Genomic DNA, 14802 nt, shown 5'->3' with positions numbered 1-14802 from the left:
CATGGATGGTTTCGTGAGCAAGCGCGGTTACGACCGCAATCCGATGGTGGTGCGCGACCGCAGGCTCGGGCGATCGAGCTCGGCGTGGGTGCGCTCCTTCGCCGCCGAGGACGTGCGGCCGCTGATCGTCGGCCGGGGTCCGATCCGGAAAGAGGCGATGGACGTCTTCGCCCAGATGGGGATCGAGCGGTACGGCATCCTCCTGTCGGAGAAGGACTCGATCGTCTACACGCACGCGCTGGCGCCCGAGCTGCGCTGCATCCACCCCGCGCACGTGCACCGGGTGAAGGACTATACAGGCGCGACGAAGGACGAGCGCGTCAAGCGGATGCACGAGATCGTCGCGATCGCCCGGGAGGGCGGCTACACGCACGTGTTCGCGGGCTACGGCTTCATGGCCGAAGACGAGGAGTTCGTGCGCACCCTCGAGGAGGCGGGGCTCGTGTTCATCGGCCCTCGCTCGTCGGTCCAGCGCGCCGCCGGGCTCAAGGACGAGGCGAAGCGCACGGCGCTCGCGACCGCGGTCAGCGTGACGCCCGGCATCGACGACGCGACCCGGCGGATCGTGCTCCGCAAGTGGCCGGATCACGCGGCGCTGCGCGCGGCCGCGGCCGAGCGCGGGCTGGGCGGGCCGTCTCTCGCGGCGCGGCTCGCCGGGGAGGTCCCGCTCGCCGAGGCGGCGGACGCGCTGCTCGCGGCGGCGTACGCGCGGCGCGTGGATCTCTACACGACCGACGAGCTCTGCGCGGAGCTGGAGCGGGGCGCGGCCGAGCTCCTCGCCCGCCACCCGGGGCGGCGGATCCGGCTCAAGGCGATCGGCGGCGGCGGCGGCAAGGGGCAGCGGCTGCTCGCCGGCATCGCGCCCGGCGCGGCGGAGCCCGAGGCCGCGGCGCGCGCGCGGGCGGCCGAGGTCCCCGCGCTGGCGCGGGAGGTCCTCGCCGAGGTGAAGGCCGCGGGCGTCGGCGACAACAAGAACATCCTGCTCGAGCTCAACATCGAGGAGACACGGCACAACGAGATCCAGCTGATCGGCAACGGCGCGTGGTGCGTCGCGCTGGGCGGGCGCGATTGCTCGCTGCAGATGCACGAGCAGAAGCTGCTCGAGGTGGCGATCACGCAGGAGGGGCTCCGCGAGGCGATCGAGCGGGCGCGCGCGGCGGGCGACCCGCGCGGCGCGGCGTCGCTCGAGCGCGAGCTCGCCTCGCTCGCCCGGATGGAGGACGAGGCCGAGCGGTTCGGGCGGGCGGCGGGGCTGAACTCGGCCTCGACATTCGAGTGCATCGTCGAGGGCGATCATCACTATTTCATGGAGGTCAACACCCGGATCCAGGTCGAGCACCGGGTGTCGGAGCTCTGTTATGCTCTCCGCTTCGAGAGCCCGGACGATCCGGCCGACGCGTTCGAGGTGACCTCGCTCATCGAGTGCATGGTCCTCCTCGCGCGCCACGGGGAGCGGCTGCCCCGGCCCATCCGCGCGCGGCGGGAGGGGTCCGCGGTGGAGGCGCGCCTCAACGCCACGAACGGCGCGCTGGAGCCGCACGCGGGCGGCGTCATCGTCTCCTGGAGCGACCCGCACCCGCACGAGATCCGCGACGATCAGGGCATCTGCGCGAAGAACCCCGACACGGGGGTGTTCATGCATTACCGGCTCGCCGGCGCGTATGACAGCAACATCGCGCTCCTCGTGACCTACGGCGGCTCCCGCGAGGAGGCCTATCTGCGGCTCTGCGAGATCCTGCGCACGACCACGCTGCGCGGCAGCGATCTGCACACGAACCTCCTGTTTCATTACGGGCTCGTGCACTGGTTCCTCGCGCGGAGCGTGTGGGCGAGGCCGACGACGCGCTTCGTGGTCCCGTACCTCACGCAGGTCGGCCTGCTCTCGGTGGAGCTCGGGGGCCTCGATTTCGACGCGATGTGGGCCGAGCTCGGCGCCCGTCACGCGCGCCGGCTGGCGGCGCTGTCCGGGGCCCCCGATGGCGCGGACGGGGCGGCGCTCAGGAAGGTCTTTGCGCTCAAGGACACGCTTGTGCGCCGCCCCGTGGAGCGGATCTGCGCGGAGCCGCACCTCCTGTCGGCGTGGCTCAGCCGGAACATGGGGGCGTTCGAGGTCCGGTCGGGGCGGGTGCGCTGGCTCAAGAACCCGGTCGAGGTGCTCGCGGACACGTACTGGCTGCTCAACATGGCGCCGCAGCCGCACGCGCCCGCGGCCCACGCGATCTGGGATCACGACCAGGAGCTCCTCGCGCGCGCGCTCGGCTTCTATCGCCGCCTCGGCGAGCGGATGGGCCAGGCGGGCAGCGCGCCGTCGTGGCCTGTGCTGCGAGAGGTCCTGTCCCAGGACACCGCGCCTCCCGGCCATGACGGCGAGCTCTGGCGGAGGGTCCGCGGCTCCCACCTCGGCTTCCAGGCGGGGCTGGAGCTCCTCGACGCGCTGGTCCTCGCGGGAGAGGCCGCGCGCTTCTTCGAGCTCCACGTGCGGGAGGACGGGACGGTCGCCCTCCCCGAGCGCCTGCTCGACAGCGAGCTCTCGGCCCGGATGCGCAAGGTCCTCGCGCCGCCCCCCGCGATGCGGGCGAACGAGATCGTCGCGGTCACCGGCGGCATGTTCTACGCGCAGGAGGCGCCGGATCGGCCCGCCTTCGTGACGAAGGGGAGCCATTTCGACGCCGGCGATCCGCTCTACGTCCTCGAGGTCATGAAGATGTTCAACAAGGTGCTCGCGCCGTTCTCCGGCACGATCGAGGAGGTGCTCATCGACGGCGGCGAGGGGACGATCGTGCAGAAGGGACAGCCGCTCTTCCGCGTCAGGCCGGATGAGGCGCACGTGGAGGAGGACGCGGGGGATCGCAAGCGCCGCCGGCGCGAGCAGACGATGCGGTATGTGGACGCCGTCTTCGACCCGCAGGGGTTCTGAGGGAGGAACCGCGACGTTCCTTATCGCGATCGCGCCGCGACGCGCGCGAACGCGTCGGGAAAGAGGCCCACCTCGGCCTCGCTGCGCGTCTCCAGCGTCTCGGGATCGAGCCGGAGCACCTTGCCCGGCGTCACGGTCTGGTCGCCCTCGCAGACGATGAAGAGCCCGTGCTCCTCGTCGAGCTCCGCGAGGTGCGGCCTGAAGCATTCCCCGCTGATGTTCCGGATGACAGCGTTGCTGTCGTCCTGGGTCATGCCGATCCGCACGATCGTGTCGGGCACCTGCGTCGGCACGTAGATGGCGCTCCCGTCCGGGGTCCACGCGCTGACATAGGGCGCACCGATCGTGAGGATCGTCCTGGAGTCGTCGAACGTCCCCGACGCGACATCGAAGAAGCGCACGTCCCTGCTGTCGGTGTTGCTCACGGCGATGGTCTTCTGATCGGGCGACATGACGGCGGCATAGGGCCCGTAGGACGACGAGTGGGAGTCCGACGGCAGCGGCGGCCCGACAGGGATGAGCTTCACCTCGGCGTCCGGGTCCGTCAGGTCGACGATCGCGAGGGCGTCGTCGCCATAACAGGCGACGTAGGCCCGGGCGCCGTCCGGCCGCGAGAGGGCGATCCCGTTCGCGGCCTTGCAGACCGGGATGAGCGTCGGCGCGGCGGCGCCATGAGGCCAGTCCGCGTCGGGATCCAGGACCGCGAGCGAGGAGCGCGCCGCCGCGGGATCCTCCGGGTTGTCGAGCGCGCGCTTGAGATCGAAATGAGAGACGACCACGCGCCCGCCGTCCTCCGAGATCACGATGTCGCCCGGGTTGGCCTCGACGCGCACCTGCCCGAGGATGCGCAGGTCGTCGAGCGCGAGCTTCTGGACATAGCCGGCCACCGCGCTCCCGCCGTGCACCGCGTGGGGGCCGCTCGAGCCGGCGATGGCAGGGTACGACAGCGCGATGAAGAGCGCGCCGCCCGCGGCGTCCACGGCCACGCGGTGAGGCCCATCGATCGTCACGGGCTCGCGGCCCACGGGGAGGACGCCGAACCGCTCCCCGGTCTCGAGCGCGATGAGGGAGATCGTATCGGAGAGGCTATCGGTCACCACGCCCATTCCGCCGTCCGGAATCACGATCTCCGGACGCCGGTTCGGATAGGCGTCGCCCTCGTAAGCACCGTGGCGAGTTTCGATGATGGGATCGGGGTCGCTGCAGCTCGCCAGCGTCGCCGCCGCGAACGCACAACCCAGGAATCGCGCAATGACCATGGATGACCTCGAGACGAGCGCCGCCAGCCCGTGCTCGCCGCATCGTAGCAGCCGCCCGCGCAGGACGCGGCTTGCCCTACCACAGATCAGCCCGCCCGTGCGCTCCAGAGGCGCCTGACCGACGGCCGCTCCGGACGACCCTCGCCCAGGCGACGTCGGCGCCGAGCTCGCTCTCGAGGCACGCCGAGCCCACACTGTAAATTTTTACACGACCGGGGCCAGCATCCCTCCCCGGAGCGGCCGGTGCGCCCGCGAGCGCCGCGGTGAGGTGCGCGCTGTCATCTCCGGATCTGGGCCACGAGGACAGCGGCATCACGACGTCGAGCCGCAGGTCAGCGCAGCCCCTCGACACGGCGCCTCCGACATGGACCGCAGGCGGGCTCCTGTCACACGGGCATGACACCACGGCGTCACGACTGCATGACAGCGCCACGACGCTGTACCACGTTGCTCGCTCCTGATGGGCTGAAATCCGGGCGATCCCCGGGGTAGGCGCGCAGGCACGGTCAATGCAATGCTCTGAATGCGCAGGGTACACAACCAGAGACGGAGACAAGCATGTTCTACGACAGACGCATTCTGGGTGGTCTCGTCGCAGTTACGCTGCTCGCAGCAGGCTGCGCGGTCGAGATGGGCGATACGGGGGGAGCTTCGGAGGAGGCGTCGGCGAGCCAGGCCTCGCATGATTTCAGGCAGAAAGCCCCCGAGGAGGGCGCCGGCGACCCGCCCGCTCGAGACCTCGAGAGGGTCGAAGGCAAGGTGCTGAATCGATTCGTGGTGCCACGTGTCGGGACCGTATCGCTGATCGACGAGGATCCGCGCAGCGCGGTGCCCCAGATCGGCGTCCTGGTGGTCTCTTCGCCCGAGGACGACAAGCTGTTGCCGCTCGTCCACGAAGACGGGACCGAGATCACGCCGGTCGAGTATCTGCTGAGCGCCGACGCCTCGGCAGAGGTCTCGCCGCGGCTCCTCGAGCAGCATGCCTCGATCACCGGAGGCTACCAGATGCTCTCCGTGGTCTACAACGCGGGGCCGGAGGTGACCGCCGGGAACTGCGCGGCGGCCTCATGGCAGAGCTACTTCGACGATCAGACGCTCTCGTTCGGCGGCGTGGACGATTCCGAGCAACTGCTGAACATGACCACGTCGTTGCCGAGCTGGACAGCGAGCGGCTATCTGGGCAAATATTCGCGCATCGTCGCGGGAGCCTGCTTCGTCAGCCAAGGCGACGGCCACGACGACCTGACGGTGAGGATGGAAAGACGCGTCGACGGAAGCTGGCAAACCGTGAGTGGAACGCAGGCCACGCTCAATACGACGATCCATGGCGGCAAAGACCGCTATCTCTACATGAGCGGCTCGTATTGTTATGACCACGAACGCCGCATCACCGTCGCTGGGCGTCCCCCGGGGGGCATCTATCCACCGGACAAGTTCCACCTTTCGGGCGCGTGGGGAGGGCAGGCGAACGGCTGCTGGATCGCGTCGGGCGGCTGACGCGCGCCCCTCCCTACCCCTTCCGCGCTGGTCGTGCGCGCTCCGGCAGGGCGGCAAGCTCGTCTGCTCGGGGACAACACCGCGAGGCGCCGCAACGGACCCGGCCGCGCGTCGGTCGCCCGGGCGCCCGCCTGAAGCACGAGCGTTGGTGTGCTCCTTGCTGAAAGCCCCGGCTCCCCCCCGGAGGCCATCGCATGACCGATCCCAAAGACCCCGCGAAATCATCGTCAAAAGAGCCGGCACCGCGCGAAAAGGGCGCGGGCAGCGCCAAGCAATCGATGGGCGGCCCGTCGGCGAAGCCGCGGGCGGCGCGGCCGAAGCGCAGCCTCCTCGAGCGCGCGGCGACCGCGCTCGGCAGCGGGACGAGCAGCGACGACGCCGGCGTGCGCAACGTCGCGGCCGCCGACCGCCTCGACGCGAAGGTCGACGCCACCGAGGCGCTCGTCGCCGCGATCCCCGAGAACGTGAACAAACCCGCCGAGTACGCGCTACGCGGCCAATTGCCACAGGTGCCGCAAGGTGCCACGGCGACGCCCGAGAACCTCGACGCGACCGCGAGCACGATCACCGAGAGCAACGAGTCCGAGAAGAACGGCGCCAAGGCGGCGCCGGGCGCGAACCCGAACCAGGGGCCGCTGCAGAAGCACCGGGTCGACTCGCTCGGTCGGGCGCTGACGACGAACCAGGGCGTCCCCGTCGGGGATAACCAGAACTCGCTGCGCGCGGGGCTCCGCGGCCCGACGTTGCTCGAAGACTTCATCCTGCGCGAGAAGATCACGCACTTCGACCACGAGCGCATCCCCGAGCGCGTCGTGCACGCGCGTGGCTCGGGCGCGCACGGCTACTTCGAGTGCACAGAAGACATCACCTCGCTCACCAGGGCCGCGCCCTTCGCGAAGGTCAGCAAGCGGACGCCGGTCTTCGTGCGCTTCTCGACCGTGGCGGGCGAGCGCGGCAGCGCCGACACGGTGCGCGACGTGCGCGGCTTCGCCGTGAAGTTCTACACCGACGAAGGCAACTGGGACCTTGTCGGCAACAACATCCCTGTCTTCTTCATCCAGGACGCGATGAAGTTCCCCGACGTGGTGCACGCCGTCAAGCCCGAGCCGCACCACCAGATGCCGCAGGCCTCGAGCGCGCACGACACCTTCTGGGACTTCATCTCGCTCATGCCCGAGTCGATGCACATGGTCCTGTGGCAGATGAGCGACCGGGCGATCCCGCGCAGCTACCGCACGATGCAGGGCTTCGGCGTGCACACCTTCCGGCTCGTCAACGCGGCCGGCGAGGCGACGCTCGTGAAGTTCCACTGGACTCCCGTGCTCGGCACGCACTCGCTCGACTGGGACGAGGCGGTGAAGATCTCGGGCGCCGACCCCGACTTCCACCGCCGCGACCTCTGGGAGGCCATCGAGGGCGGCGCGTTCCCCGAGTACCTCTTGCAGATCCAGACGTTCACCGAGGCCGAGGCCGAGCGGTGGAGCTTCGACGTGCTCGACGCGACAAAGATCGTCCCGGAGGAGCTCGCGCCCCTGCGCACGGTCGGCCGGCTCGTCTTGAACCGCAACCCCGACAACTTCTTCGCCGAGACCGAGCAGGTCGCGTTCTGCACGCAGCACGTCGTCCCCGGCATCGACTTCACGAACGACCCCCTGCTGCAGGGGCGCAACTTCTCGTACCTCGACACGCAGCTGTCGCGCCTCGGCGGGCCGAACTTCCACGAGATCCCGATCAACGCGCCGATCGCCGAGGTGCACAACAACCAGCGCGACGGGTTCCACCGCCAGGCGATCCCCCGCGGCCGCGTGAGCTACGAGCCCAACTCGCTCGCCGGCGGCTGCCCCTTCCAGGCCGGCGCGCGCGGCTTCGCCTCGGTCGCCGAGCGGCTCCTGGCCCAGCAGGCCACGACCGAGCCGAGCAAGCTGCGCGCGAAGCCCGAGAAGTTCGCCGACCACACCACGCAGGCGCGCCTCTTCTGGGCGAGCCAGACGCCCGTCGAGCGCGACCACATCGCGCGCGCCTTCCGCTTCGAGCTGACGCGCGTGCAGACGCAGGCCGTCCGCGAGCGCATGGTCCGGATGCTGCGGAACGTCGACGAGGGGCTGGCCGCGCGCGTCGCGGCCGACCTCGGCATGCCGCTCCCCGAGCCGCTCTCGATGGTGGTGCCGCCCGTCAAGGACCCCGAGGTCGCCGTGTCGCCGGCCCTGTCGCTGTTCGCCCGGCCCGGCGACGGCCGCATCCTCGGCCGCCGCGTCGCGCTCCTCGTGGCCGACGGCGTGAGCGGCGCGGCGCTGGGCGCCCTCTACGACGCGCTGCTGCTCGCCGGCGCGGTGCCCCGCTACGTCGGCGCGCGCCTCGGCGTGGTGCGCACCGCCGAGGGCGACGAGCTGCCGGTCGAGGTCACGATCGAGGCCGCCCCGAGCGTCCTCTTCGACGCGGCGGTGCTGCCGCCCGGCGCGGGCGCGGCGGCGCTGGCGCGCGACGGGCTCGCTGTCGAGTTCGTCCAGCTCCAGTACCGCCACTGCAAGCCCCTCCTCGTGCCGGCGTCGGCCGCGCCGCTCGCCGAGGCCGCGGGCGTGAGGGCCGCCGCGGCCGGCGCGGGCGCCGACCCGGGCCTGCTCGCCACGCCCGACGACGCGGTGGCCGCGGCGGCCCCGGCGTTCATCAAGGCGATCGCGCTGCACCGCGCGTGGCAACGCCAGACCGAGCCGCCGGCCGTCTGACGGACCGATCTCTGAAGGCCAGCAGGCGGCGGACGACGACAATCACGCCAACACCGCTTCTGCTCGTCTCGCTCCTCGACGGCTCTCCTCAGCTCAGCCCCGCGGCAGCGCCAGTCCGACTTTTTGGACATGCGTGAGCCATCGAAAGACTCAAACAACTCTGGCAATTTGCTGTTGTTGTTCTCCTCGGGCTCACCGACAGGAGAATCCTCACCATAAAATTCTTCAAACCCGCTGCCGATACTGTTCAATCCACCGCACCTACGCGCGCGAAGATGCATGGATCGGATGTTGATACAGCTTCATTTTTCCAGGAGAGAGGCGGATCCCGGACGTCGATCGGGTTGAAGCGACCGTGCGCGTCAGCGTACCGCGGCTCGCGGCGCTCGGCCTGCTCGGGCGAGCGGCGCCGGTGGCGCGGGCGGAATCCCCGGGGGGGGGCGCTGCGCCCGCTGGCGGAGGGGATTTCGCAGGTAACGAGGGAGACGACGAGCGGATCCATGTGCTGTCGGCCACAGATGCGTTCGAGGGGACGGGCGGAGATCGACCCTCGGCTGGCCCTGGACCGGCAACTGAAACGCCCCTCCGGGTCACGTGGCCATTGAACGCTGGTGCCATCCGTGATCAATAAGTCGGTTGCCGGGAATCTAGTTACCTAGCCAAGGAGGAAACGTGCGTCCAGCTTCACTACAAATTTACGCTCTTGTCTTCGGGATCGTTGCCGTGGGTTGCGCGGGATCTGACGATTCGTCTGACGAGGCCGGATCGGGTGGCAGCAGCTCGGCTGGGACGAGCGGCGCGACCACGGGTGGCGTGAGCACGAGTAGCGGCACCGGCGGTGCGGCTAGCTCGGGTGGGTCGACCAGCGCGACCACGGGCGCCGCGACCACGGGCGCCACGACCACGGGCGCCACGACAACGAGCGGGACCGGGGGCGCGGGCCCGGGCGCGGGCGGGGCCGGGGGCGCAGGCGCAGGCGCAGGCGCGGGCGCGGGCCCGGGCGCGGGCGGGACCGGGGGCTCGGACGGACCCGCGAGCTCAAGCACGACCGGCGGCACACCTGTCGCGTGCACGGAGGCCAACAAGCAGGTCTGCAGTGATGACATCGGCACCCATTGCGGACTCACCTATGAGTACTGGAAGGACCGCGGGGACGGGTGCCTGACCAACACGGCTGATGGCTTCAGCGTGGAGTGGAGCAACATCAACAACCTGCTGGGCCGCAAGGGCGTGAGGCCGGGCGGCAAGGACCATATCGTCACGTACGAGGCCGACTATCGGCCGAACGGCAACTCCTACCTGGGCGTCTATGGGTGGACGACGAGCCCGCTCATCGAGTATTACATCATCGATAGCTGGGGCAACTGGCGTCCCCCGGGCGGCGAAGGGCTCGTGGGCACCGTCGAGAGCGACGGAGGCACCTACGACATCTACAAGACCCAGCGAGTCAACCAGCCTTCCATCGAAGGCACCGCGACGTTCTATCAGTTCTGGAGCGTCCGGAAGGACAAGCGCACGAGCGGAACCATCACCGTCGCCAACCACTTCGACGCATGGGGACGCCAGGGACTGACCCTGGGGAAGTTCTATGAGGTCTCGCTGGTCGTGGAGGGATATCAGAGCAGCGGTAGCGCCGACGTGAAGGTCTCGATTCAATGAGCGCTGGGCCGTGAGCACCGTCTCGCCCAGCGACTTGGAGATGTGAACGTTCACGGGCCGGGAGGGCGCTGAATCCACGGCGCCCAGGACAGTTGAACGGCGCTCTCCCGGAATCTCAGGTGGCGGGTCACGGTGTCAGGCGGCTTGTGTCGAGCGGCGGCACGACCGGCGGCACCGGCGACCCGCGGGCTATGGAGTGAAGGCGGCCCTTTCGATGCATCGATAGGTTGTGGACACAGCGTCACCTTTTTACGAAGGAGGCGGATCACGCAAGGAAACATCTGTCACTCGAGGTGAGCGTGGCGATTCGCCCTTGACATGCTCGAATGGCTTTGCTCTTCCTTTCTCCTCGGCTCATCCAAGAGACGGCGACGATCTCTTCGTAACGAATTTTCCACCCGCTTATCCGCCCGGAAGCCTCTTGCTCTGCAATGCAACCAGCTGTTGACCGAGGCCCCATCTGGCGTCTCGCCCAGCGGCTGCGCGGGAGCGTGCACCCGGCATCCAGCGGTCACTAGGAGCACCATGCGAATCAACGATCAGGCAGGCCTGTCCACCGTGTCCTTCGGCAAGAGTTCGCGGCGCACGCTCGGTTTGCTCTCCTGCGTTACAGCCCTCCTGCTGGGAGCCTGTAGCGGCGAAGATCCCGACCCCGGGGGCACCGCTGGAGCCGGAGGCGGGGGCACCCAGGGAGCAGGGGGAGCGAGCGGCACACCTTCTTCGGTCGCCAGCGGCGGCGACGCGTCCACCTCCAACTCCAACTCCACCGCGGCCACGGCCTCCTCGTCCACCGGAGATGCCGCCGGCAGCGGAGGCTCGAGCGGAGCGGGCGGCGCACACTCGACGGATCATTGCCTGGTCGGCTTCGATCCCCACCCCAGCGACGCGACGATGAGCGACGGGGCGGCGGAGTTCAGCAAGAACGGCCAGATCGATCTCACGGTTCAGCCGGAGGTCATCGCCTGGATGGAGCAGAACGAATGGCAAGCCGCCCATTTCGAGTGGCACAGCATCCGGCGCTGCGGCGGCGGCGGGTTCGGCGGTGGGATGAGCAGGGTCGATATCTGCAACTCGGCGGTCCCGGTTCCGTCGGACCAGGAGTGCAAGACGACGGGCGATGGCTTCCAGTTCCTCGCCATGCATCGGCACATGATCCAGTCGTTGAAGCAGCTCTGGCCGAAGCACTCCGAGCAGTTCGAGGGTTTCAAGAAGTTCCCCACGACGGCGGAGGAGCTGCCCCAGCAGTGGAGAGCGGACTTCAGGCCCTGGAGCGCCACGACGCTCGCCAATGCGAAGATCGCCGACGAGATCGACAAGCCGGAGAACCTGAGCCGCTTCCCGGACGAAGGTGCGTTCGGTATGTGGCTCCAGTGCTTCGCCGGTCAAGCCATCCCCGGTGCAAGTGTGTCGGCCAGCGGCCTGCATGGGGATCTCCATTTCAAATGGGTTCGCAGCAACAACGCCGACCACGGCCTCGGCAACCAGTTCACGAACATCGACAACTACATGTTCTGGAAGCTGCACGGCTGGATCGACAACGTCTGGGAGAAGTACCGTGTCGCCAAGGGCATGTCGCCCACCGACCAGAAGCTGAAGGACGCGGTGGCGGCCCAGTGCTACGAGATGGACGCGATCGCTCAGGTCATCAATCCTGAGCTGAAGCCGGATCCGGTCGATCCCCTCCCCACGGAGTCCGGCGCGTTCCACACCACGGTCCGCCCGATCCTCGAGAGCGACGTCAACAAGTGCAGCGGTTGCCACGGTGCGCAATCGACCGGCCCACAAGCAGGCCTGTCGCTCGGCGGCGACGTCAGCTCGGCGGACATCGTCGCGGGCCTCGTCAATCAGGCATCCAAGTCCGGCGGGCAGTTCAGGCTCGTGGTGCCGGGAAATCCGGACCAGAGCTGGCTCTACCTCAAGGCCGCAGGGACGGCTGCAAATGCCGGATGCAGGCCCTCCGGCGGCGCCAGCTGCCTCACGGGCGTCATGCCCCAGTCCGCGGACGGCAAGCCGACCCTGACGAGCACCGAGCTCGCGACCCTTCGCAAGTGGATCCAGGACGGCGCGCCCGCGCCGACGGAGCGGTAGACTCGCCCCGATCCGCCTCACCCACGGCCCGCTCGCCCCTGCTCAGGAGCGGCCCGTGGGTGGCACCTCGCGCAGCTGCGAGACGGGCGCCCGCGACGGATGAGGGGGGCTCAGGTCGCCGGCGCGCGGCTCGCCGCCGGAGCGGCCATCGCCGCCGCCTCGCCGGCCGCCGCGGGCCGCGCCGAGGCGGCCCCCGCCGGCCGCCGGGTCCAGAGCCCCGCGACGAACCCCACGAAGGCCATGACGCCGACGATGAACAGGGTGTCTCCGACGAGCCGCATCCAGCGCAGCGCCTCGATCACCGGCTGCTGGAGGAAGTCGGCGCTCCGCGCATACCACAGGCCGCGGTCGACGCTGGCCCACGCCTGCGCGAGCCCGATCGGCAGGAGGCTCAGGGCGATCATGAGGGCGAGCCCGCCGTTCATCCCCCAGAACGCCAGCCGGAGCCGCGCGTCGCTCCACACCGCGTCAGGGCGCAGGCGGCGGAGCATCACGAGCACGAGGCCGAGCGAGAGCAGCCCGTAGACGCCGAAGAGGGCGGCGTGCGCGTGCACGGGCGTCGTGTTCAGGCCCTGCATGTAATAGAGGGCGAGCGGCGGGTTGATGAGGAATCCGAACACGCCAGCTCCCACGAAGTTCCAGAACGCGACCGCGACGAAGAACTGGATGGGCCAGCGATAAGCCTGCATCCACGCGCTCCGGTGCTGCATCTGCCACGTCTCGTGCGCCTCCATCCCCACGAGGACGAGCGGCACGACCTCCAGGGCGCTGAAGCTCGCGCCGACGGCCATCACCGAGACCGGCGTGCCGCTGAAGTAGAGGTGGTGGAAGGTGCCGGGGATGCCCGAGATGAGGAAGATGCAGGTGGACAGGATCGCGGCGCGCGCCGCGCTGTCGGGCCGCACGAGGCCGAACCGCGTGAACAGGAAGGCGATGGCGGCGGTGGCGAAGACCTCCATGAACCCCTCGACCCAGAGGTGCACGACCCACCAGCGCCAGTACTCCATGACCGAGAGGTGGGTCTTCGCGCCGTAGAACAGGCCCACGCCGTAGAACAGCCCGATCGCCACGGTCGCGCCGGTGAAGAGCATCACGATGTGCCGGCTCATGTCGCGCCGCGCGAGGGCGGGCCAGAGCGCGCGCAGCATCAGGAAGAGCCAGAGGATGAGGCCGCCGAAGAGGGCGATCTGGAAGGCGCGGCCGAGGTCGACGTACTCGTACCCCTGGTGGCCGAACCAGAAGGACATCTCGAGGGCGAAGTGCTGCTTGACCGCCAGCCACTCTCCGGCGAGCGAGCCGAAGACGACGAAGACGAGCGCCCCGAAGAGGACGTTGACGCCGAGCCGCTGCCCTTTCGGCTCGCGCCCGCCCACGGCCGGCGCGAGGAAGAGCCCCGACGCGAGGAAGGCCGTCGCGATCCAGAAGACGCCGAGCTGGACGTGCCAGGTGCGCGTGACCGCATACGGGAGGTAGTCCGCGACCGGCAGGCCGAAGACCTCGTGTCCCTCGACCGTGTAGTGCGCGGTCAGCGCGCCGAGCGCGACCTGGAGCACGAGCAGGGCGACCACGACGACGCAGTACTTGCCGACGGCGCGCATCGACGGGGTGAGCTCCCACCCGCCCAGCGGATCGCGCTCCGGCGCGGGGGCGGCCGGCTCCTCGCTGCGGCGGAACGCGTGATACCACACGAGGGCGCCGATCCCGGCGAGCAGCAGGACGATGCTCACGATCGACCAGATGACGTTGGCGGTCGTGGGGACGTTGCCGATGAGCGGCTCGTGAGGCCAGTTGTTCGTGTAGCTGGCGCCGGTGCCGGGGCGCTCCGCGGCGCAGGACCACGCGGTCCAGAAGAAGAACGCCGTCAGCTTGTCGCGCCGACCCGCGTCGGGGACCGCGCCGGTGTGCAGCGCGTAGCTCTCGCGCAGGCCCGTGAGGGCCGGCTCGTCGCCGAACAGCGCGCGGTAGTGCGCCGCCGTCTCCTCGATCGCCAGGGCGCGATCGTCCGAGATCGTGAGCACCCCGGTCGCCGGGTCGACCCCGTTGTGGCGCATCGTCTTCTGGAGCCGCGCCTTGAGCGCGGCCTGCGCCTCGTCGGGCAGCGCCGCGAACGGCGCGCCGTGCTCTCGCTGGCTCCAGATCGACAGCAGCGCCTCGGCCTCGCGATGGAGCCAGTCGGCCGACCAGTCGGGCGCCTGGTAGGCGCCGTGCCCCCAGACGCTGCCGACCTGCTGGCCGCCGATGCTCTGATAGACCAGCTGCCCATCGAGGATATTGTCCTTCGTGAGCAGCACCCTGCCTGTCGAGGTCCGCACGATCTCGGGGATCGGCGGGGCCTTTCGGTATACCTCCCGGCCCATGAAGCCGAGGATCAAGAATCCAGCGGTGATGACGGCGGCGAGCGCCAGCCAGAGTCGTCGTAGGCTATGCATATCGACCTCGTTGTTCGCGTGAGCCAGGCGCGCGCCCGCGCCTCCGCGGCGCGGCTCGGGGCTCCGGTCGTGATGCCGGGCCATGAAGCATGCGGCGTGCCGCTCCGGTGCGGCCCTTCGTCTCGTGCATCCAGGTGGCCAATGTTGCGCTTTTAGCAACACGTCGACGTTGTAGAATTCACAACGGGCTCACGCCGGAGGCGCTGGGGCGCACGCTTTGCGCCAGGGCG

General features: G+C 69.6%; 7 protein-coding genes. 5 read left to right on the top strand and 2 right to left on the bottom strand.

The features are described from left to right. Position 1: 1 nt before the first annotated feature. Complete coding sequence (locus WME75_RS17200) at positions 2-2917, top strand: biotin carboxylase N-terminal domain-containing protein (protein WP_437492117.1); 2916 nt, start codon at positions 2-4, stop codon at positions 2915-2917. A 20-nt stretch (positions 2918-2937) separates the two neighbouring features. Here the strand turns inward: WME75_RS17200 and WME75_RS17195 are convergent, their stop codons facing one another. Beyond that, positions 2938-4176: a YncE family protein gene (locus tag WME75_RS17195; protein WP_437492115.1), complete on the bottom strand. Its 1239-nt coding sequence runs from the start codon at positions 4174-4176 to the stop codon at positions 2938-2940. A 558-nt stretch (positions 4177-4734) separates the two neighbouring features. Here WME75_RS17195 and WME75_RS17190 point away from each other — a divergent pair. From WME75_RS17190 to WME75_RS17175, 4 genes are all read left to right on the top strand, one after another. Beyond that, positions 4735-5673 carry a hypothetical protein gene (locus WME75_RS17190; protein WP_437492113.1) on the top strand — a complete coding sequence of 313 codons (939 nt, stop codon included), beginning with the start codon at positions 4735-4737 and terminating at the stop codon, positions 5671-5673. Positions 5674-5867: 194 nt separating this feature from the next. Then, positions 5868-8396, top strand: coding sequence for a catalase (locus tag WME75_RS17185; protein WP_437492111.1), 2529 nt, complete (start codon positions 5868-5870; stop codon positions 8394-8396). A gap of 813 nt (positions 8397-9209) precedes the next feature. Beyond that, entirely contained in the window at positions 9210-10055 is an 846-nt protein-coding gene (locus tag WME75_RS17180) for a glycoside hydrolase family 11 protein (RefSeq protein WP_437492109.1), read from the top strand. 525 nt (positions 10056-10580) lie between these two features. Further along, entirely contained in the window at positions 10581-12143 is a 1563-nt protein-coding gene (locus tag WME75_RS17175; RefSeq protein WP_437492107.1) for a hypothetical protein, read from the top strand. 110 nt (positions 12144-12253) lie between these two features. Here the strand turns inward: WME75_RS17175 and WME75_RS17170 are convergent, their stop codons facing one another. Then, complete coding sequence (locus WME75_RS17170) at positions 12254-14572, bottom strand: nitric-oxide reductase large subunit (protein WP_437492105.1); 2319 nt, start codon at positions 14570-14572, stop codon at positions 12254-12256. Between the last annotated feature and the right edge of the window lie 230 nt (positions 14573-14802).

The sequence above is a fragment of the Sorangium sp. So ce1014 genome (assembly GCF_051521505.1).
In the GTDB taxonomy this organism is placed as follows: domain Bacteria; phylum Myxococcota_A; class Polyangia; order Polyangiales; family Polyangiaceae; genus Sorangium.
Note: the sequence above shows the minus strand (reverse complement) of the source record. Positions and strands in the feature narration are given on the sequence as shown.